Genomic DNA, 19,556 nt, shown 5'->3' with positions numbered 1-19,556 from the left:
TCACACGTGCTATCTCGGGACACGAGAACATCGCGAGCGGACCGGTCACGACGGACGGCCAGCCACGACAGCGTTTAATTCGTCCGCCCGGTAGTGGACGGCATGGAATGGAAGACGGACTGGGGCCTCCGGGGCCGAATGGTCATCACGGGGTTCCTGCTGTTCGCCCTCTACATCGTGTTCATCGCGGTGCTGTCCCGCTTCGTCGGGCTGTTCGCGATGGTGGCGATCATGGGGCTGTTCTCGCTGGGGCAGTTCTTCTTCAGCGACAAGCTCGCGCTGTACTCGATGGGCGCGACCGAGGTGTCCGAACAGGAGTATCCGGAGCTTCACCGGACGATCACGCGCCTCTCTCAGCAGGCCGACCTCCCGAAGCCGACGGTCGCAGTCGCGGACACGCGCGTCCCGAACGCCTTCGCGGCCGGGCGCTCGCAGAAGAACTCGACCGTCTGCGTGACGACCGGCCTGCTCCGCACGCTCGACGACGAGGAGCTCGAGGGCGTGCTCGCCCACGAGCTGGCGCACGTCAAGAACCGCGACGTGATGGTGATGACCATCGCGTCGTTCCTGTCGACGCTGGCGTTCATCGTCGTTCGGTGGGGCTGGCTGTTCGGCGGCGGCGGCGACCGCGGCGGCGGTAACCAGGCACCCGTGCTCGTCGCGATCGTCGTCTCGCTGGTCGTGTGGGTGATCTCGTTCCTGCTCATCCGCCTGCTGTCGCGCTACCGCGAGTTCGCGGCCGACCGCGGCGGGGCGGCCATCTCTGGCAAGCCGGGCGCGCTCGCGTCGGCGCTGGTCACCATCGACAGCGGGATGGACCGCGTTCCGAAGGAGGACCTGCGCGACACCGCCGAGATGAACGCCTTCTTCGTCATCCCGATCAGGTCCGGCTTCGTCGGAAAGCTGTTCTCCACGCACCCGAGCACCGAGAAGCGCGTCGAGCGCCTCCGCGACCTGGAGCGCGAGATGGAGACGCGCTGAGGCGTCGTCCCACACGAACGTTCAAATACGAGTCCGCGGAATCGGAGGTCGTGAGCGACCCCGCATACGACATCGCCGGCATCGCCCTCACCGACGACACCTACACCGTCGTCCAGAGCCTCGTCCGCAACAAGTACCGCGCGGAGGATTCCGCCGGGAACGTCGTGTTGCGCGGCAAGCAGAAGATGTTCAAGCTGAAAGAGCAGTTCCCGTTCGTCGACGCCGACGGCAACGACGTGTTCGAGGTGCGCGCGGGCGGGATCGTCGACGTGGCGGGCAACTACGTCCTCACCGACTCCCGGACCGGCGAGGACCTGGTGATCCTCGACAACGACTACTCGATCCTCCAGGACACGTGGACGATCCGCGACGCCGACACCGAGGCCGTGATCGCGCGGATCGATTCCCGCGGCGCGGCGACGACGATCGCGCGCAACGTCCTCCCGTTCGGCTATCTAATCCCGCACCGCTACGAGATCACCGACGCGGACGGCGGCCACGTCGGCACGATCGCCGGGAAGTTCTCGCTGCGCGACACCTACGAGATCACGATCGATGACGCCAGCGACGTGCCGAAAGAGCCCGTCGTCGCCGCCGCGATGGTGATCGACGCCATCCAGGGGAACTGACGCCGAAGGGCCCGATCGCCGCCGGAGAGGCCGGGAGGGTTGCCGACGGCGATAGCGATCGCCACGGCGACTGACCCACCGACAGCGACCGCGACTGCGACTGACCCACCGACAGCGACCGCGACTGCCACGGCGACCGGACCCGCGACGACGGATCGGCACCGCCGGAGCCGACGGCTTGAACACGCCGCCGCGCCGACCTGTCAGTACCGACGATGGGCATTCTCGACACACTCCGGTCGATGCTCGGCTCCCGCGCGGAGACCGACGCCGTCAGCGACGCCGACCCCGAGGACCTCTTCGGGATGAGCACCGCCTACGTCACGATGGAGGCGGATCTCGACTTCCGCTCGGTCGGCGAGGCGGCGCTGTGTTTCTCCTCGGTCGACTCCACAGACTTCGCCGAGACGGTCGACGCCGTCGAATCGATCCTCGACGCCGGCGAGGAGGAGACCGGCACCGAGTTCCGTCGACACGCGGACGACTACGGCTACCAGTGGGTCGTCCTCGCCGACGACGACCCCGAGGACCTGGTCACCTCCGTCCACTTCGCGGCGGACGAGTTCGTCGAGCGCGGCTACGGTTCGCGGCTGCTGGCGGCCGTATTCGGGTTCGAGCGGTCTGGCGGCGGAAGCGGCTGCGCCGGCGACGGCGACCGCGCGTACTGGGTGTACTCGTTCCGCCGCGGCGCGTACTACCCGTTCGCGCCGACGGGCACCGACGACCGCGACAGCAGGATCGAGTTCAAACTGGAGTCCGTGCTCGACGGCGAACTCGGTATCGAGTCCGACAAGGAGTACTGGTACCCGCTGTGGCCCGACGCGCCGAACGGCCACCCGTGGGGCTGAGCGCGCGCCGGTTCCGATCGTCGCACCGCCCCCGGTGATCCGTCGCCCGCGGTAGCCCGTCGTCGACCGCCCGATCCCTTCTGAACCCTCGCACACCTCGCGTGAGCGACCCGTCCGCGTACCGCCGTTTCACTTTCACTTTGCTGTTAACGAGGGTTTATGTGTAGAGCCGAGCAAGGACGGAGTACGATGCCAGAAGACGATCTACAGGCGCTTCCGGGAGTCGGGCCGGCGACGGCGGACAAGCTCGTCGACGCGGGCTTCAGCAGCTATCAGAGTCTCGCGGTCGCGAGCCCGGGCGACCTGGGCAACACCGCCGACATCGGCGAGTCGACCGCAGCGGACGTGATCAACGGGGCACGCGAGGCCGCCGACGTGGGCGGCTTCGAGACGGGCGCGGCCGTGCTGGAGCGACGCGAGGAGATCGGGAAGCTCTCCTGGCAGATCGACGAGGTCGACGACCTGCTCGACGGCGGACTGGAGACGCAGTCGATCACCGAGGTGTACGGCGAGTTCGGCTCGGGTAAGTCGCAGGTGACCCACCAGATGGCCGTGAACGTCCAGCTGTCGAACGAGAACGGCGGTCTGGAGGGCGGCTGTATCTTCGTCGACTCCGAGGACACGTTCCGCCCGGAGCGGATCGACGACATGGTCCGCGGACTCGACGACGAGATCCTCGAGGACGAACTCGAGCGCCGCGAGATCGAGGGCTCGCCGGACGACGACGAGGCGATGGAGGACCTCGTGAACGACTTCCTCGACTACATCCACGTCGCGAAGGCGTTCAACGCCAACCACCAGATCCTGCTCGCCGAGAAGGCCAACGAGCTGGCCAGCGAGCACGAGGACAGCGAGTACCCCATCCGCCTGCTGTGCGTCGACTCGCTCACGGCCCACTTCCGCGCCGAGTACGTCGGCCGCGGCGAGCTCGCCGAGCGCCAGCAGAAGCTCAACAAGCACCTCCACGAACTGGACAAGGTCGGCAACCTCTACAACGTCGCCGTGCTCGTGACGAACCAGGTCGCGGCCAACCCCGACTCGTACTTCGGCGACCCGACCCAGCCGATCGGCGGCCACATCCTCGGTCACAAGTCCACGTTCCGCATCTACCTGCGCAAGTCGAAGGGCGACAAGCGAATCGTCCGGCTCGTCGACGCGCCGAACCTCGCCGACGGCGAGGCCGTGATGCGCGTCCAGAACGAGGGGCTGAAGCCCGAGTAAGCACGGGGTCAGTCGGCGTCCGCGAGAGGCCCCGCGACCGAGCGGGCCGAGGAGCCACCGCGACGCGAGTTTTTAACAGGATTCCGCCCCAGTACACGGCCATGAGCACCCAAACCGCGCCTGGCGGTAGCACGCTGCAGACGGACTCGCTGACAGGACTCCATTGGGCGGGGGTCGCGCTGTCGGCCGTCACCGGCGTCATCCACCTGTGGCTCGCGTGGGCGTTCCGGTCGGAGGCGGGGATGGCCGTCGCGTTCCTCGTCGCCGGCGTCGGCTTCCTCGGCGGCATCGCGGCGGTGCTGCTCGAATATCGACGGCGGCTGTTCTACCTGCTCGGGATCCCATTCACCGCCGGGCAGATCCCGCTGTGGTACGTCGCGAACGCCCCGGAGTTCGGCGCGACCGGGATCGCCGACAAGGTGGTGCAGGTGGCGCTGATCGCGGTGCTCGTCGTGCTGTACCGCCGGGAGTCCTAACGGCCGTGCGACCGCGATCCGTCCGTCGATGATGGCGTTCACGCACGCGCTGGTCGGCGCGCTGGTCGCCGCCCCGGTCGTCGCGCTCGCGCCCGAGTTGGCCGTGCCGGCCGCGCTCGCCGGGGTGGTCGGAGGGCTGGTGCCCGACGTCGACCTGTTCGTCGGCCGCCACCGCCGGACGCTCCATTTCCCTGTCCTGGGGTGGGCGCTCGCAGTCCCGGCCGTCGCCGTCGCGGTCGCCGTCCCGACGCTCTCGACCGTGTCGGCGGCGACGTTCGCCGCCTCGTTCGCCGTTCACGCCGGGACGGACGCACTCGGCGCGGGCGACGAGATACGCCCGTGGGAACGGACCTCCTCGGAGGCGGTGTTCGACCACCTTCACGGGCGGTGGATCCGACCGCGCTACCGGATCCGATACGACGGCGCTCCCGAGGACGCCGCCGCGACCGCCGTGCTCGCGGTGCCGGTCGTGGCGTACTACCCGCGACCGCTCCCGGCGATCGCGGCCGCCTGCGTCGCCCTCGGCGTCGCGTACGCGCTCGTCCGCCGTCGACTCCCGCCGGTCGTCGAGGAGTTCGTCGGATAATCGGTCGGGGCCGAACGAGGAGCGACCGGCCCCGTCCTGTGACCCGAAGGCTCGCGACACGTTTAGGGCGTCGGAGCCGTTGGCATCTCTCAGCAGTTCGACCGACGCGACGGCGGGAGGCCGGATCGTCGCGTCGCGACGCCGCGTCCGGCCGTCGGTCTCCACGCATGACATACCGCACGACCGTCACACGACAGTTCGTCGCACAGCACTACCTCACGGTTCCCGATCCCGGTCCCGAGGGAACCCTCCACTCGCACGTGTTCTCGGTGGAGGCCACCTTCGCCGGCGAGTCGCTCACCGAGTACGACTACCTGGTCAACATCGACGACGTGCGCGACGCCCTCGACGACGCCGAGGGACGCTACCGCGACGCGACGCTGAACGACCTGCCCGAGTTCGAAGGGTACAATCCCAGCGTCGAGCGGTTCGCGCGCGTCCTCCACGACCGACTCGCCCCGGCGGCCGCCGACGGTCCCGCCGAGACGCTGCGCGTCACCGTCTGGGAGGACGACGAGGCCGCCGCGGGCTACGAGGGGTCGATCGCCGCCGCCGGCGACTCCGACGCCGCCGAGGACGCCCGCGAAACGGGCGGCGATGGCTGAGTCGCCGTCTCGCGGGACAGCAGGCGACTCCGCCGCCTACGACGGCCTCACGGTCGCGCTCGTCGTGCCGGGCGACCCCGACACCACCTCCGGAGGGTTTCGCTACGACCGCCGACTCGTCGCCGGCCTGCGCGCGGCCGGCGCGTCCGTTCGAGCGTTCTCTGTGCCGTGGCGTCGCTATCCCATCGGCGTCCTCGACGCCCCGGGGCTCGCGACGGGAATCCCCACGGGCCTTCGCGAGGCCGACGCCGTGGTCGTCGACGAGCTGGCACACCCCGGAGCGTGGGGGCTCGTCCGCCGACTCCGCCGCGGGGGGACGCCGGCCGTGGCGCTGGTGCATCACCTCCGGCACGCGGAGGGCGGTCGCCTCGCGCCCGTCGCCGCGCGACTGGAGCGGCTGTTCCTACGGGGGTGTTCGGCGGCCGTCTGCGTGAGCGATACGACCGCGCGTGACGTGACGGCGCTCGTCGGCGACGACGTGCCGACCCACGTCGCGCCGCCGCCGGCCGACCAGTTCGACCCGGACGTGACGGCGGCCGACGTGACTCGGCGGGCGGGAGAATCGCCGTTCCGCGTCGTCGCGCTCGGCTCGCTCGTCCCCCGAAAGGGACACGGGACGCTGCTGCAGGCGCTCGCCGGGCTCGACGAGGAGGGCGCGTGCTGTGCCCGCGAGAGCGACGCCGACCGCGACAGCGACCGCGACGCCGACCGCGACAGCGACCGCGACGCCGACCGCGACCGCGACAGCGACCGCGAGACGACCGTCCCCGACTGGCGGCTCGCCGTCGTCGGCCCCGAACCGAACCCCGAACACCGCCGCCGGGTCCGGGCGCTCGCGGGAGATCTGGGCGTCGCCGACCGCGTGTCGTTTCGCGGGCGGCTGTCGACGCCCGACCTCGCCGCGGTGCTGCGCGAGTCGCACGCGCTCGCGGTCCCCTCGACGTACGAGGGGTTCGGGATGGCGTATCTGGAGGGGATGGGATTCGGCCTGCCGGCGGTGGCTTCGGCGGCCGGCGGGGCGTCCTCGGTCGTCGCCGACGGCGAGACCGGGTTCCTCGTCGATCCGGGCGACGTGGCCGGCGTCCGCGACGCGCTCGCGACGCTCGCGACCGACCGCGACGCCCTGGCGCGGATGGGCGCGGCCGCGCTCGACCGCTTCGCGTCCCACCCCCCGTGGGGCGACACGGTCGCCGGCGTCGCCGGGTTCCTCGCGGAGGTGGCCGATGGAGGGTGACGACGTGGCGTACCTCGAGGCCGCGCGCACGGTCGACGACCGCGCCCACAGCGACGCCGCGACCGCGGCCTTCCGGTCGGCGCTGGTCGGGGGCGATCGAGGGACTGATCGGAGGCACGAGGGCGACCACGGCGGCCATGACGACCATGGGGACCGCGGCGTCCGCGTGCTCGAAGCCGGTGCCGGCACCTGCGGGGTGCTCCGTCGCCTCGTCGCCGACGGCGCGCTCCCCCTCGGCGAGTGGGTCGCCGTCGACACCGACGAGCGCGCGCTCGCGGCCGGCCGAGCGCGGCTGTGCGAGGAGGCGGCCGAGGCCGGATACGCGGTCGACTCGACCGCGGTGAGCGAGGGAGGTGAGACGGCGGGCGGTACCGGAGTTCGGATCGGTCACCGCGACCGCGACGCCGCCCTGCGGGTCCGCTTCCGGGTCGACGACGCCCGCGCGGTCGCAGAGGACGGGAGCGAAGAGCCGTTCGACGGCGTCGTCGCTCGGTCGTTCGCGGACCTGCTGGCCCCCGAGGACGTGCTCGCCCTGCTCCGCTCGGCCGCGCCGGAGGGCTGGTATCACCTGCCGCTCACCTTCGACGGCGAGACGCGGTTCGCGCCCGACCACCCCGCGGACGACGCCGTGATCGACGCCTTCCACGGGACGATGCGGAATCGGGGACGGGCGGCGACGCTGCTGGTCGAACGGCTCCGGGCGGCGGGGTCGCCGCCGGCGGTCGACGCGCGCGCCGACTGGGTCGTCGCGGGCGACGTGGCGGGCGAGGGGGCGAGCGAGGAGGGGGACGGCTACCCGGCCGACGAGGCGACCTTCCTGGAGACGGTCCTCGACACGGTGGTCGCGTCGGTTCGCGAATCGGGCGCGGTCGCGGACGCGACGCTGTCGGAGTGGGCGGAGACGAGGCGAACGCAACTCGAACGGGGAACGCTCGAGTACGAGGCGGTCAATCGCGACCTGTTCGGGCGGGTACCCTGAGCCGAGGCGAGGCGTGACGCGACGGGCCGCGACTCGGGGGCGACCGACCGACCGCTCAGTCCTCGGTTCTGGTCACGTCGAGGTCGTCGATGTCGCCCTCGTGGAGCTTCGCGCCGTCCTGTGCGACCTGCCTGGCGAGCACGGCGCACTTGATCCGCATCGGGGAGATGTCGACGCCGAGCATCTCGGTCACGTCGTCGGTGTCCATCGCCTCGAGTTCGTCGAGGGTCGTGCCCGGCAGGCGCTCGGAGAGCATCGACGCCGACGCCTGCGAGATGGCGCAGCCGTCGCCGGAGAACGCCACGTACTCGATGGTCTCCCCGTCGTCTTCCAGCCGCACGTCGACGGTGATCGTGTCGCCACAGGAGGGGTTCTCGCCGGTGTGGGAGAACGTGGCGTCGTCGAGTTCGCCGTAGTTGCGCGGGTTCTTGTAGTGGTCGAGGATCTGCTGGCGATACATGTCGGAGCCGCCGCCAATGCCCATTGTTGACGGGAATTGGCGAGTGCGAGGGAAAACGGTTCCGCCGCCGCTCGCGGTGCGTGAACGGCTTCGGCGCTCGCTCGGTAAGATGCGGAGCGAGGTCACTCCTCTCTCGCGGAGCGGGAACGGACCCCGATGGCGAGCGCCTACGCGAACAGTTGGCGCGCGTCGTCGACGGCCTCGACCAGTTTGTCGATCTCCTCGCGCGTGTTGTAGACGTAGAAGCTCGCGCGGGTGCTCGCCGCGACGCCGAGTTTGTCGTGCAGCGGCTGGGTACAGTGGTCGCCGGCGCGGACGGCGACGGCGTGGTCGTTGAGGATGCTGGAGAGGTCGTGGGCGTGGACGCCGTCGAGGTTGAACGCGACGAGGCCGGCGCGGTCGTCGCCCGGCGGGCCGTACACCTCCACGTCGTCGTACTCGGTCAGCCGGTCGTAGGCGTACTCCGCGAGCAGTCGCTCGTGGGCGTGGACGTTCTCCATACCCAGGTCCTCCAGGTAGTCGATAGCGGCGTGGAGGGCGATCCCCTGGGCGATGACGGGCGTGCCGGCCTCGAACTTCCACGGGAGGTCCTCCCACTGGGAGTCCTCGAACGTGACCTTCCGGATCATTTCGCCGCCGTAGAGGTACGGCTCCATCTCCTCCAGCAGGTGCTCCTTCCCGTACAACACGCCGATCCCGGTGGGGCCGCACATCTTGTGTCCCGAGAAGGCGAAGAAGTCCGCGTCGATCGCCCCCACGTCGACCGGCATGTGCGGCACCGACTGCGCGCCGTCGACGAAGATCAGCCCGTCGTGATCGTGGACGAGGTCCGCGAACTCGCGAACCGGGTTGACCGTGCCGAGGGTGTTCGAGACGTGGACGACGTTCGCCATCGCGGTGTCGTCGTCGACGAGTTCGCGGGCGTGGTCCATGTCCAGGCGACCGTCCTCGTCGACGCGGACGAAGCGCACGTCCGCGCCGGTCCGCTTGCCGATCTGCTGCCAGGTGACCAGCGAGGCGTGGTGCTCCATCTCCGTGAGCACGACGTTGTCCTCGGGGCCGAGTTCGTTCAGGCCCCAGGCGTACGCGACGAGGTTCTCCGCCTCGGTGGTGTTCTTCGTGAAGACGACCTCCTCGCGGCCCTCGGCACCGACGAACTCGGCGACGCGGTCGTGGGCCGTCTCGTAGGCGACGCTGGCCTCCTGGCTCAGGTGGTGGATGCCGCGGTGGACGTTCGAGTTGTACGAGCGGTAGTAGTCCGCGATGGCGTCGACGACCGGCTCGGGCGTGTGGCTCGTCGCCGCGTTGTCGAGGTAGACGAGCGGCTCCGTGTCGCCCTCGTCCTCGCCGGGGACGGTCACGTCGCCGCCGACCTTCCGCTCCAGGATGGGGAAGTCGGCGCGGACGGCCTCCACGTCGAGCGGATACGGCTGTGACTCCTGCTCAGGCGCTTCCATTACCGGATACGAGGGCGCGGAGGGGTAACATCCCTTCGGTCGTTCGGGGTCGACGTAACCGAATTGAGGCACGCTCGGCCGGGTCCGACGCGGATCTCGATCGCGGTCCACGCCCGCCTACAGCCAGAGCAACTGCGCGTGCAGGGTGTCGCCGACCTCGAGCACGCGCTCGGCGTCGATGACGCCGGCGTCGACGGCGACGGTGACGCAGCCCTCGCCGACGAGGTTCGCGGTGTCGGCGTCGTACAGTCCCTCGACGACCGCGTCGGCCTCGGCCGGCTCGGCGTCCGCGCCGCCGTAGAACTCCTCGGTCACCTCGAGCGAGACGGACCCTTCCTCGAACGTCTCCCCGAGCACGGCCGTGTCGCAGACGGCGACGAGGGTTCCCTCGGGCGTCTCCCGACGCGTGAGCAGGTAGTCGGCGTCGACATCGGCGTCGCTGTCGGCCGCGTCGCGGTCGACGTCGTCAGCACCCCCGTCGCCGTCGGGGTCCATCTACAGACCCCCGAGGTCGAGGTCGTCGCCGTCGAGTCCGCCGGCGTCGCCGTCGCGACGCCCGGGATCGCCGGGCGCACCGCCGGCACCGCCCGCGCCGCCCGCGCCCATCGCGCCGCCCTCCGCCTGCTCTTCGACCATTCGCTGTTCGGCCTCCTCGCGGATCTCCTCGGCGCGCTCGGCCGCGCGCTCGGCCTCGTCCTCGCGGCCGAGTTCGTCGAGCGCGCGCGCCTTCTCCTCGAGCACCTCGGCGTTGCGCATCCCCAGCCGGATCGCGTTGTCGAAGGCGGTGACGGCGTCCTCGAGGAGGCCGCGCTCGACGAGGAAGAAGCCGCGGTTGTACCACGCCTGCGGGAAGCGCGGGTCGATCTCGACGGCCTTCTCGGCGTGCTCGAGCGCCTGCTCTCCCTGCCCGTTCTCGTGGAGCGCGTACGCGAGGTTCGTCTCGGCGCTTGCGGCGTGCTCGGAGTCGTCGTCGATGCGCAGCGCCTCGCGGTAGGAGCCGATGGCCTCGTCCCACTCCTCCAACTGCGCGTGTGCCGCGCCCTTGTTCACCCACGCCTCCTGCTGTTCGAGGGAGTCGTCGTCCGCGAACTGGGCGGCGCGTTCGAACGTCTCCGTCGCCTCCTCGAAGCGGTTGATCCCCATGTAGGAGAGGCCGACCTCCATCAGGCTCTCCACGTCGACGCGGTCCTTGGGGATGTTGCGCTCGTCGAGCAGGTCCGCGATGACGCGGGTGTCGACGGGGTCGACCTGGGAGGGGTCGGCGTTCAGCTCCTCGGGGTCGAGCGTGAACTCCTCGTAGTCCTCGTTGAGGCCCTGTCCCTCCGAGAACTGGTGGGACTCTCTCTCGGGCTCGTCGTCGCTCATTGGTCGTGTGTCGACCGCGTGGACGGATGTATGTTGCGCGTGCGATTTTTCTCCGGCGGCGGTGAACGCTACCGTATGCCGCGACTGTTCGTCTCAGTCGACCTCCCCGACCGGCTCGCAGACGGCGTCGCCGCCCTCCAGGACCCCCTCCGGGACGTTCCGAGCCTCCGGTTCACCGACCCGGAACAGGCGCACGTCACGCTGAAGTTCTTCGGCGAGGTCAACGAGTCCCGCGTCGGCGACGTGACCGAGGCGCTGGAGCGCGCCGTTGCGAGCGCGGCGCGAAGCGCCGCGGAGAGCCGAACGGAGTCCGACGACGCCGGCGTCGGCCCGTTCGACGCCGAGGTAGGCGGACTCGGCGTCTTCCCGTCGCGCGAGTACGTCAGCGTGATCTGGGTCGGCGTCCGGGAGGGGGAGGGCGCGGCCGAGCTGACGCGGCTGGCCGGGGCCGTCGAGCGCGCGACGGTCGCGCTCGGGTTCGACGAGGCCGACCACGAGTTCACGCCGCACGTCACGCTCGCCCGGATGGACGACGCTCGGGGGAAGGATCGGGTGCTCGAGTACCTGGAGACGGATCCGACCGTCGGGCGGTTCGAGGTCGACGAGATCCGGCTGACTGAGTCGACGCTGACGGAGAAAGGGCCGGAGTACGAGACGCGAGCGCGGGTGTCGCTGTAGCCCGCGGCGGTACCGTCGTCCCGCCGGTATTCCGGCGTTATCGGTTCGAATAGCTGGGTCGAAACGGTTTATCATTCGGACGGACCCACCCTCGGCATGGACGTCGTCTCGTTGATGCCGCGCGTGTTACGACAACGGATGATCACCGAGGTGATGGCGACGTACGGGCTGATCGCCGTCGTCGCCGCGGCCGTGACCGCCGGGGGTGCGACCGCCCTCGGGCTTCCGCTGTCGGCGGCGGCGTTCGGCTGGGGCGTCACCGCCGCGGGGTTCGTCGGCGGCGGCGCGATCATCTCGATGGACCTCATCGGCGTCTCGAACGGGCTGACTGAGAGCGCCCGGTCGCTCGCCGACGGCGACTTCTCCGAGACGTTCGACGAGCACCGCGAGGACGAACTGGGCGAACTGAACGACGCGCTCACGGAACTGAAGGAGTCGCTGCGCGAGCGGTTGGACGAGGCCCGGGACGCTCGCGAGGAGGCGACGGCGGCGCGCGAGCGCGCCGAGGGCGTCGTCCGGGAGATGCGGACGGCCGTCGACGAGTACGAGACGGCGTTTGCGGCCGCGGCGGCGGGCGACCTCACCGTCAGGCTCGACGCCGAGACGGATGAGGCGGCGCTGGCGGACCTGGAGGCGGCCGCGAACGAGATGCTCACGGACCTGGAGTCGACCGTCGGCGCGGTGGAAGCGGACGCGCGGGCGGTCGACGCCGACAGCGACGCCCTGGCCGACGACGTGGGGGCGGCCGCGACCGCGATCGACGAGGCGACCGCGGCGGTCGACGACATCGCGGGCACGGCGGACGACCAGCGCGACCGGCTGGAGGCGGTCGCGGCGGACCTGAGCGACCTCTCGGCGACCGTCGAGGAGGTCGCGAGCCAGACCGACGAGGTCGCACGCGAGGTCGAGGACGCCGCGGAGTTGGGCGAGGCCGGTCGAGAGGCCGCCGGCGAGGCCGCCGAGGAGATGTCGGCCATCGGCGACCAGGTGGACAAGGCGAACGAGGCGGTGGTGACGCTGGAGTCGCGCATGGACGAGATCACGGAGATGGTGGCGCTGATCGAGGAGGTGGCCGCCGAGACGAACCTGCTGGCGCTCAACGCCAACATCGAGGCCGCCCGCGCGGGCGAGGCTGGCAGCGGCTTCGCGGTCGTCGCCGAGGAGGTGAAGACCCTCGCGGAGGAGGCCGGCGAGGCGACCGAGGAGATCGCCGCGACCATCGACGAGGTGACCGAGGCGACGGGGGAGACTTCCGACCGTATGGGTCGGATGAGCTACCGGATGGAGTCGGGCGCGTCGGCCGTCGAGTCGGCCGTCGGGCGCATGGACGACCTCGCGGACGCGGTCGAGTCGGCCGCCGACTCGGTGGAGGCGATCTCGCGGGCGACCGACGACCAGGCGGCGACGGCGGAGTCGGTCGTCACGGCCGCCGAGGAGGCGCGCGAGGCGGGGCGGACGATGGCGGAGGCGGCCGACCGCGCAGACGACGCCGCCGGTCGCGGGGCGACGGCCGTCGGCGACGCCGCAGAGCGCGCGAACGCGCTCCGCGAGGAGGCTGGACGCCTCGATCAGCGCGTCGACGCCTTCGAGACGGCCGACGACGCCGACGGCGACGGACCCGGAAGTGCGACCTCCGGGGGCCAGACCGGCGCGGACGGAGCCGTGGCGGCGACCGACGGCGGGTCGGACGACGACGGCTTCCGGTTCGGCGAGTCGCGGTAACGCGCCGGGCGACCCAGCCGCTCGCGAGGGGGATACCGAGCCGAGCGATCGGCGGTGAGGAGAGGAGAGGAGAGGAGGAGCGGCTCGCGTCAGGTCCCGTGCTGCCAGGAGCCCATGTACTCGCGCTGCTCGTCGGAGAGGTCGTCGAACTCGACGCCCTCGGCGGCGAGCTTCACCTCGGCGACCTCGCGGTCGAGTTCGTCGGGGACCTCGTGGACGCCCGCGTCGTACGCGTCGCCGTTCTCGACGAGTTCGCGCACGCAGACGGCCTGCACGCCGAAGCTCTGGTCCATGACCTCGACCGGGTGGCCCAGCGCGATGGGCGCGGCGAGGTTCACCAACCTCCCCTCCGCGAGGACGTTCAGCCGCCGGCCGTCGGCCAGCTCGTACGCCTCGACGCCGTCGCGGGCCTCGTAGCGGTCGACCGCGAGGTCGTCGAGTTGGTCGAGGTTGATCTCCACGTCGAAGTGACCGGCGTTGGCGAGCAGCACGCCGTCTTGCATCTCCTCGAAGTGGTCGCGGGTGATCACGTCGCGGTTGCCGGTGGTGGTGATGAACACGTCGCCCTCCTTTGCGGCCTCCGCCATCGGCATCACGTCGTACCCCTCCATGTGGGCCTCGAGCGCCTTGCGGGAGTCGACCTCGCAGACGATGACGTTCGCGTTCTGGCCGGCCGCCTTCTTGGCGACGCCCTTGCCGCAGTAGCCGAAGCCGCCGACGACGACGTCCTTGCCGGCAAAGGAGAGGTTCGTCGTCATGGCGATGGTGGCGAGGGAGGACTCGCCGGTGCCGTGGACGTTGTCGAACAGCCGCTTCATCGGCGTGTCGTTCACGGCGAAGACGGGGTAGTGGAGCTCGCCGTCGGCGTCCATCGCGCGCAGGCGGTGGACGCCGGTGGTCGTCTCCTCGGCACCGCCGACGATGGAGTCGATGAGTTCGGGGTAGTCCTCGTGGATGGCCGCGACCATGTCCATTCCGTCGTCCACCGTGATCGTCGGCTCGTGGGCGATGACCGACTCGATGGCGGCGTAGTAGTCCTCGTCGCCGACCTCGCGCACGGCGTAGGAGGTGATGTTCTCGTGGGCGTCCAGCGCCGCGCTCACGTCGTCGTGCGTCGAGAGGGGATTGCAGCCGGTGATGGCGACCTCCGCGCCGCCCTCGGCGAGCAGTTCGACGAGATTGGCGGTCTTCGCCTCGACGTGCATCGCCATGCCGATCGTCTGGCCGGCGAACGGCTGGTCGGCCTCGAACGACTCCCGGAGGTGGTTCAGGATGGGCATGTGCTGGAGCGCCCAGTCCATCTTGCGACGGCCCTCTTCGCGGGCCGACTCGGGGTCGTCGAGGTGGTCGGTGACGGGCGGATACGACTGCGTACTCATGTGAAGGAGGTGGGTCGGGGGCGGTATAATCCCGCCGAACTCCGATCACGCCGCCTCAGCCGTTCCGGGCCACGAGCGGGGCGAACGCCCCGACGAGACTGCCCCAGACGACGTGACCGAGCAGCGACGGCAGCGTGAGGTTCGGAAGCTCCGTCGGGATCCCGACGCTGTTCAGCCACAGCCCCATGACGACGCCCGCGGCGACGAGCCAGAGGGCGACGCCGTACGCGATCCCGAGGGGAATCGATCGGCGTGGGGAGCCGAGGGCCGCCGACGCGGGCGACGCCGAGAGCCCGGCGACGAAGACCGTCGCGAAGACCGCGCTGTGGAACAGGTGTGCGACCCACCCGCTGAGCGAGGCGCTGGTGCCGTACAGCGCGCCGATGACGGCGAGCGACCCGGTCGTCGCCTCCAGGATCGCCCCCATCGCGACTCCGGCGACGAGTCCGGCGACCAGCGACCGTCGCAGCGTCTCCGGCTTCACGCCCGGGTCGTTCCCGGGAGGGGCGTGTTCACCGGTCCGGAGCAGGCGGACCGCCACCCGGGTCCGGCCGGCGTCGCGGACGACCTCCACCCCGCCGCCGTACTGCGCGGCGAGGAGGTGGAGGATCGGTGCCCCGTAGTCGACGTCGTTGCGCTCGTACTCGGGGACGCCGTCGACCAGCACGTCCGTCTCGCGGTCGGAGAGCCACGAGCCGGGGGCCTCGACGGCGACCGTGACCGTCGTCGCGTCGATCGCGACGTCGACGGTCGTCGAGTCGTCGGTCGATGCCGGCGGCAGCGAGAACAGTTCCACCAGCAGCGTCGCGAGGTCCGAGTCCGCGCGCACCGAGACCGACCCGACGTCGTCGCCCCGAACCGTGACGTAGCCGTCGACCGCCTCGCGCGCGGACGCGAGCGCCTCGCCGAGCGGAACCGGCGCGAGCGACGCGTTCGTCTCGCTGGAGGACCGGGTCAGGAACTCGAGCCCCTCGATCGTCCGCTCGATGCGGTCGATCCCCGACCGGATCGCGGCGTGGCTGCGGTCGGCGTCCGGGGCGTCGCCGTCGGCGAGCAGGTCGGCGTGCCCTCGGATGGCGGTGATCGAGTTGCGGACCTCGTGGCGGAGCTTCCGGTCGAGCAGGATCACCTGGTCCGCCTGCCGTTCGAGTCGGTTCCGGTATCGGTCGGCGGTCGCCGAACGCGTCCCGATCACAGCGCCGGCCGCCCCGCCGGTGAGCACCATCGTCGCGACGACCCCGCCGAGGCGCGACCCCATCGGACCCCCCATCGCCCCCGTCACGGCGACGAGGGAGGTCACCGCGAAGAAGACGCAGCCGACGGCGAACCAGCCGGCGACGGTGCGAACGTACCGCCTGCCGTACGTCGATATCCCGAGGTTGAATCCGTACAACACCACCGCGAAGCCGAACACCAACGGGACGGTTCGCAGGACCGTCATCCGCGGCGTGGGGGCCGCGGTCGTGTAGATCAGGTCCGCCACGAGGAACCGGGTCAGGAGGAAGGCGACGACGGCGATGAGGAGACCGCTCGGTTTGAGGACGCGCTCGTCTCCTGCGGAGGGAAGCGCCACGGCGACACCTCGCCGAACAGTCCCGTAAACGCCCCTCGGTCGTGCGATAATTTCGCACAGCCGGTTCGGCTGGGATTCCTCGTGGTCCGTGTCGCGGACGCGGGATCCGTCGCGGCGTCCGGTCGCGGTTCCTTCCGTTCCCTCTCCTCGCTACTCCTCGGCCCGGGACACCACCGCCTCCGCGTGTTGCTGGGCCCGCTCGCGGACGGCCGCATCGTCGAACGCGAGCACGTCCCGGTCGCGCATGAGCACCTCGCCGTCGCAGACCGTGTGGCGCACGTCGCCGCCGCGGGCGGCGTACACCAGGTGGGAGACGAGGTCGTGTTCGGGCGTCAGGTGGGCGGCGTCGAGGTCGAGCACGGCGAGGTCGGCGTTCGCGCCCGCCTCGATCCGGCCGGAGTCGAAGCCGAGGGCGGCAGCGCCGCCCGTCGTCGCCATCCGGACCGCGGACTCGGCGTCGACGGCCGCGGCGTCGTCGGCGGCGAGCTTGCCGAGCATCGCGGCGTCGCGCATCTCGTCGAACACGTCGAGGTCGTTGTTCGAGGCCGCCCCGTCGGTGCCGAGCGCGACTGGAACGCCCGCGTCGAGCAGCTCCTGCACGGGTGCCATCCCGGACGCGAGCTTCATGTTCGAGGCCGGGCAGTGAACGACGGCTGTGCCGCGCTCGGCCAGCGTCTCGATCTCCGCGGCGTCCGTGTGGACGCCGTGGGCGACGAAGGTGTCCTCGCGGAGCAGACCGAGGTCGTCGGCGTGCTCGCTGGGACGGACGCCGTGTTCGTCCACGATCGGCTCCACCTCCGCTTCGGTCTCGTTGAGGTGGAAGTGGATCGGGACGGCCGCGTCGCGGGCGCGGTCGGCGGCCTGGGCGAGCAGGTCGTCCGAGACGGTCGTCAGCGAGTGCGGCATCACAGCGGTTCGGATCCGTCCCTCGGCCGCGCCGTCGAGGCGCTCGGCGACCGCGACTGACTCGTCGAGGTCCTCGCGGGCGGCCTCGTCGTCCTTGCCCACCGTGACGACGCCGTGGCCAAGGCGGGCGCGCACGCCGGCGCGCTCGACCGCGTCGGCGACCTCGTCGACGTGGAAGTACATGTCCGCGAACGCGGTGACGCCCGAGCGGACCATCTCCACGAGCCCCAACTCGGTGCCGACGCGCACGTCGTCAGGGCCGAGTTCCGCCTCGACCGGCCAGACGTGATCGCGCAGCCACGTCTCGAGCGGTTCGTCGTCGGCGTAGCCGCGCAGCAGCGTCATCGCGGCGTGACAGTGGGCGTTGACGAGTCCGGGGATCACGAGGCCGTCGGCGGCGTCGAGCACGCCGTCGGCGTCGCCCGCGAGGTCCGGGGCGACCTCCAGGATATCGCCGGCGTCCGCGTCGACGAGGACGTCCGCCTCGACGACGGCGAGTTCGGGTGTGAGCACGCGGCCGCCCGCGACGGCGAGTGTGTCGGTCATGTTGGTGGGTGGCGGCGGCGGGGGCGTGAATCCGTCGGGATCGGATTTGCCCCGCACGGCGACCGCGCCGGCGACCGCTCACGCCAGGAACGCGACCAGCGCCGCGCCGATGAACGCGACCTTCAGCGTCGTGTTCAACAGCACGACCTTCGAGCCGAACGCCGGACCCCAGACGCCGTACTGGAACGGGATCGACCGCTTGAACGTGGAGAACGCGAACGAGACGATCCCCCCGATCAACATCCCCGCGACGGCCTGCTCGGGCGTCAGCGTCGTCCCGACGAGCGGCGCGAACGCCGCCGCCCCCGCGGTCGTATCGAACACGAACACCGCGATCGCGGGGATCGTCGCCGCCGGCAGCCCGAACACCTCCGCGAACGGGCCGGCCACGTCACCGGACAGCGCCCGGAGGTCGACCCGAGCGACCAGCACGGTGACGAACACGTACACGACCGCGAGGCGGGGGAGGATCCGCCGGAGCGTCGACCACGTCGACCGCGCCGCGGCCGCGACGCGCTCGCGAGCCGTCGCGTCGGCGTCCGCGTCGCCCGCCGTGCCGCCGTCGGCGGGGGAGTCGCTCGCGCGGTCGCCGTCGGCGTCCGTATCGTCCGCCGTGCCGCCGTCGGTCGCCTCCCGGAGCGAGTCCGGATCGGAGTCCGCGCGGTCGGCCGCCTCGCCCCGGAGCAGGAGCGCGCCCCCGAGCACGCCGGTCAGGGTGATCCCCAGCGCGATGGCCCCCCTCGTTGCGACGTACAGCACGCCCGTCTCGCGGCCCAGGATCGGGATCACTACGGGGACGTAGAACGTGAACAGGTGCTGGACGAACCCGAAGAACGTGTTTATCGTCACGGCGACCAGCGTCGCGCGGTCCGAGAGGCGGCCCGACTCGCGGAAGTCCGCGAGCATCCCGTACCCCGCCGTCGTCGACGCCGCGGTCGTGACGATGGCCGTGCCCGCCTCGTCCGGGAGGTTCGCCGGACCGGTGAGGTACCGCGAGAACCCCGCGATCCGCTCGACGAGGCCGAACTCGACGGCGACGTTCGCCAGCAGGACGCCGACGGCGACGAGCACGGCGATCCGGGCCACCCGGACGAGCGCGTCCGCGACCAGCGGGAGCAGGTCCGCGATCGCGAGGGCGAGCGCGTCGACGCCGGGGGTCGCCATTACCGATGGGACGGGGTCGCGTCCACAAGCCGGTTTCGCACGACTGCCTCCCTCGCCGACCGCGTCCCCGACGGGGGGTTTATGATGTCACCCTGAAAACACCGAGCGAATGCGCCGACGCGGCCGGACGCGGACGACCGTGCGCCACCGGGTGAGCGAGCCCGCTGTGTCGGACCTCACCGCCGGCGCGGTCGTCGTTCCGGCTCCGCTGTTCGCCGCCACCGTGGCACTCGGGCCGTGGACCGGCGGACTCGTCGGCCTCGCGGCGACCGTCGGGGTCGCGCTGCACGCGGGACTGGCGGCCGCCCGCGACGACGACGGCGCGCTCTCGGCGGCCGACGAGCCGATCCGACGGGCGGGGATCGCCGCCGGCGGGGGGTTCCTCGCCGGCGCGCTCCCCTCGCTCGTGGTGTCGTCGGGACTGGCCGGTGGATTCCTCCCGGGCGTCGCCGTCGTCGCGGTCGAACTGGGAGTCGTCGCCGGCCTGCGCGTGCAGTTGGTCGGCGGCGACGTGGTGGAGGCGGCCGTCCGGGTCGTCCTCGGCGGCGCGCTCGCGGCCGCCGTCGGCGCGGGACTCGGCTCCCTCTCGGGGCTGTGACGAGGAGGCGGCGGAACTACCGGATCGCCTCGACGCGCACGTCATCGAGGTAGTGGGTAGCATCGGCCTCCCAGACGACGGCGACGCCGAGCGAGAGGTACACCTCGTCGGGGAGGTCGCTCGGTCGCCAACTGAAGCGGTACTCGTCC

Annotated in this window: 20 protein-coding genes; 12 read left to right on the top strand and 8 right to left on the bottom strand. The window is 71.2% G+C overall.

Annotated elements, in window-relative coordinates; all coding sequences use genetic code 11:
• Positions 1–102: 102 nt before the first annotated feature.
• The 9 genes from htpX to Hbl1158_RS01095 all read left to right on the top strand — a co-directional run bounded on the left by htpX (position 103) and on the right by Hbl1158_RS01095 (position 7,559).
• Positions 103–981: a zinc metalloprotease HtpX gene (gene htpX, locus Hbl1158_RS01135; protein WP_234298248.1), complete on the top strand. Its 879-nt coding sequence runs from the start codon at positions 103–105 to the stop codon at positions 979–981.
• Between the two features lie 50 nt (positions 982–1,031).
• Positions 1,032–1,610 carry a hypothetical protein gene (locus Hbl1158_RS01130; protein WP_234298247.1) on the top strand — a complete coding sequence of 193 codons (579 nt, stop codon included), beginning with the start codon at positions 1,032–1,034 and terminating at the stop codon, positions 1,608–1,610.
• Between the two features lie 215 nt (positions 1,611–1,825).
• Positions 1,826–2,458, top strand: a complete 633-nt coding sequence (locus Hbl1158_RS01125; RefSeq protein ID WP_234298246.1) for a hypothetical protein — start codon at positions 1,826–1,828, stop codon at positions 2,456–2,458.
• A gap of 189 nt (positions 2,459–2,647) precedes the next feature.
• Positions 2,648–3,679 (top strand): DNA repair and recombination protein RadA, encoded by a 1,032-nt coding sequence (radA, locus tag Hbl1158_RS01120; RefSeq protein ID WP_234298245.1) that lies wholly within the window; start codon positions 2,648–2,650, stop codon positions 3,677–3,679.
• 101 nt (positions 3,680–3,780) lie between these two features.
• Positions 3,781–4,155, top strand: a complete 375-nt coding sequence (locus Hbl1158_RS01115) for a hypothetical protein (RefSeq protein ID WP_234298244.1) — start codon at positions 3,781–3,783, stop codon at positions 4,153–4,155.
• Positions 4,156–4,186: 31 nt separating this feature from the next.
• Positions 4,187–4,741: a metal-dependent hydrolase gene (locus tag Hbl1158_RS01110; protein ID WP_234298243.1), complete on the top strand. Its 555-nt coding sequence runs from the start codon at positions 4,187–4,189 to the stop codon at positions 4,739–4,741.
• A gap of 167 nt (positions 4,742–4,908) precedes the next feature.
• The gene (locus tag Hbl1158_RS01105; protein ID WP_234298242.1) at positions 4,909–5,346 is read left to right on the top strand and encodes a 6-carboxytetrahydropterin synthase; all 438 of its coding nucleotides are present in this window, start codon (positions 4,909–4,911) and stop codon (positions 5,344–5,346) included.
• Positions 5,339–6,580, top strand: a complete 1,242-nt coding sequence (locus tag Hbl1158_RS01100; RefSeq protein ID WP_234298241.1) for a glycosyltransferase family 4 protein — start codon at positions 5,339–5,341, stop codon at positions 6,578–6,580. Before Hbl1158_RS01105 ends, Hbl1158_RS01100 begins: the two co-directional genes overlap by 8 nt.
• Complete coding sequence (locus Hbl1158_RS01095) at positions 6,570–7,559, top strand: class I SAM-dependent methyltransferase (RefSeq protein WP_234298240.1); 990 nt, start codon at positions 6,570–6,572, stop codon at positions 7,557–7,559. The genes Hbl1158_RS01100 and Hbl1158_RS01095 overlap by 11 nt, the downstream gene beginning before the upstream one ends.
• A 55-nt stretch (positions 7,560–7,614) precedes the next feature.
• On the opposite strand, the gene sufU is transcribed toward Hbl1158_RS01095, so the two are convergent.
• From sufU to Hbl1158_RS01075, 4 genes are all read right to left on the bottom strand, one after another.
• Positions 7,615–8,037: a Fe-S cluster assembly sulfur transfer protein SufU gene (gene sufU / locus Hbl1158_RS01090; RefSeq protein ID WP_234299440.1), complete on the bottom strand. Its 423-nt coding sequence runs from the start codon at positions 8,035–8,037 to the stop codon at positions 7,615–7,617.
• Positions 8,038–8,186: 149 nt separating this feature from the next.
• Positions 8,187–9,476 carry a cysteine desulfurase gene (locus Hbl1158_RS01085; RefSeq protein WP_234298239.1) on the bottom strand — a complete coding sequence of 430 codons (1,290 nt, stop codon included), beginning with the start codon at positions 9,474–9,476 and terminating at the stop codon, positions 8,187–8,189.
• 117 nt (positions 9,477–9,593) lie between these two features.
• On the bottom strand, positions 9,594–9,890 hold the full coding sequence (locus Hbl1158_RS01080) for a DUF424 family protein (RefSeq protein WP_321169948.1): 297 nt from the start codon (positions 9,888–9,890) through the stop codon (positions 9,594–9,596).
• Between the two features lie 81 nt (positions 9,891–9,971).
• Positions 9,972–10,841: a tetratricopeptide repeat protein gene (locus Hbl1158_RS01075; protein WP_234298237.1), complete on the bottom strand. Its 870-nt coding sequence runs from the start codon at positions 10,839–10,841 to the stop codon at positions 9,972–9,974.
• 75 nt (positions 10,842–10,916) lie between these two features.
• On the opposite strand from Hbl1158_RS01075, the gene thpR reads away from it, so the two are divergent.
• Together thpR and Hbl1158_RS01065 are read left to right on the top strand one after the other, a co-directional pair.
• On the top strand, positions 10,917–11,519 hold the full coding sequence (gene thpR, locus Hbl1158_RS01070) for an RNA 2',3'-cyclic phosphodiesterase (RefSeq protein WP_234298236.1): 603 nt from the start codon (positions 10,917–10,919) through the stop codon (positions 11,517–11,519).
• Between the two features lie 96 nt (positions 11,520–11,615).
• The gene (locus Hbl1158_RS01065; protein WP_234298235.1) at positions 11,616–13,241 is read left to right on the top strand and encodes a HAMP domain-containing methyl-accepting chemotaxis protein; all 1,626 of its coding nucleotides are present in this window, start codon (positions 11,616–11,618) and stop codon (positions 13,239–13,241) included.
• An 89-nt stretch (positions 13,242–13,330) separates the two neighbouring features.
• On the opposite strand, the gene Hbl1158_RS01060 is transcribed toward Hbl1158_RS01065, so the two are convergent.
• The 4 genes from Hbl1158_RS01060 to Hbl1158_RS01045 form a co-directional block, all read right to left on the bottom strand.
• Entirely contained in the window at positions 13,331–14,620 is a 1,290-nt protein-coding gene (locus tag Hbl1158_RS01060; protein WP_234298234.1) for an adenosylhomocysteinase, read from the bottom strand.
• Between the two features lie 55 nt (positions 14,621–14,675).
• The gene (locus Hbl1158_RS01055) at positions 14,676–16,193 is read right to left on the bottom strand and encodes a histidine kinase dimerization/phospho-acceptor domain-containing protein (RefSeq protein WP_234298233.1); all 1,518 of its coding nucleotides are present in this window, start codon (positions 16,191–16,193) and stop codon (positions 14,676–14,678) included.
• Between the two features lie 150 nt (positions 16,194–16,343).
• Positions 16,344–17,645 (bottom strand): amidohydrolase, encoded by a 1,302-nt coding sequence (locus tag Hbl1158_RS01050; protein ID WP_234298232.1) that lies wholly within the window; start codon positions 17,643–17,645, stop codon positions 16,344–16,346.
• Positions 17,646–17,723: 78 nt separating this feature from the next.
• Positions 17,724–18,809 (bottom strand): nucleoside recognition protein, encoded by a 1,086-nt coding sequence (locus tag Hbl1158_RS01045; protein ID WP_234298231.1) that lies wholly within the window; start codon positions 18,807–18,809, stop codon positions 17,724–17,726.
• Between the two features lie 109 nt (positions 18,810–18,918).
• On the opposite strand from Hbl1158_RS01045, the gene Hbl1158_RS01040 reads away from it, so the two are divergent.
• Entirely contained in the window at positions 18,919–19,407 is a 489-nt protein-coding gene (locus Hbl1158_RS01040; protein ID WP_234298230.1) for a hypothetical protein, read from the top strand.
• Positions 19,408–19,556: the final 149 nt, after the last annotated feature.

The organism is Halobaculum sp. CBA1158 (assembly GCF_021431925.1).
In the GTDB taxonomy this organism is placed as follows: domain Archaea; phylum Halobacteriota; class Halobacteria; order Halobacteriales; family Haloferacaceae; genus Halobaculum.
This window is presented reverse-complemented; position numbering and strand designations above follow the sequence as displayed.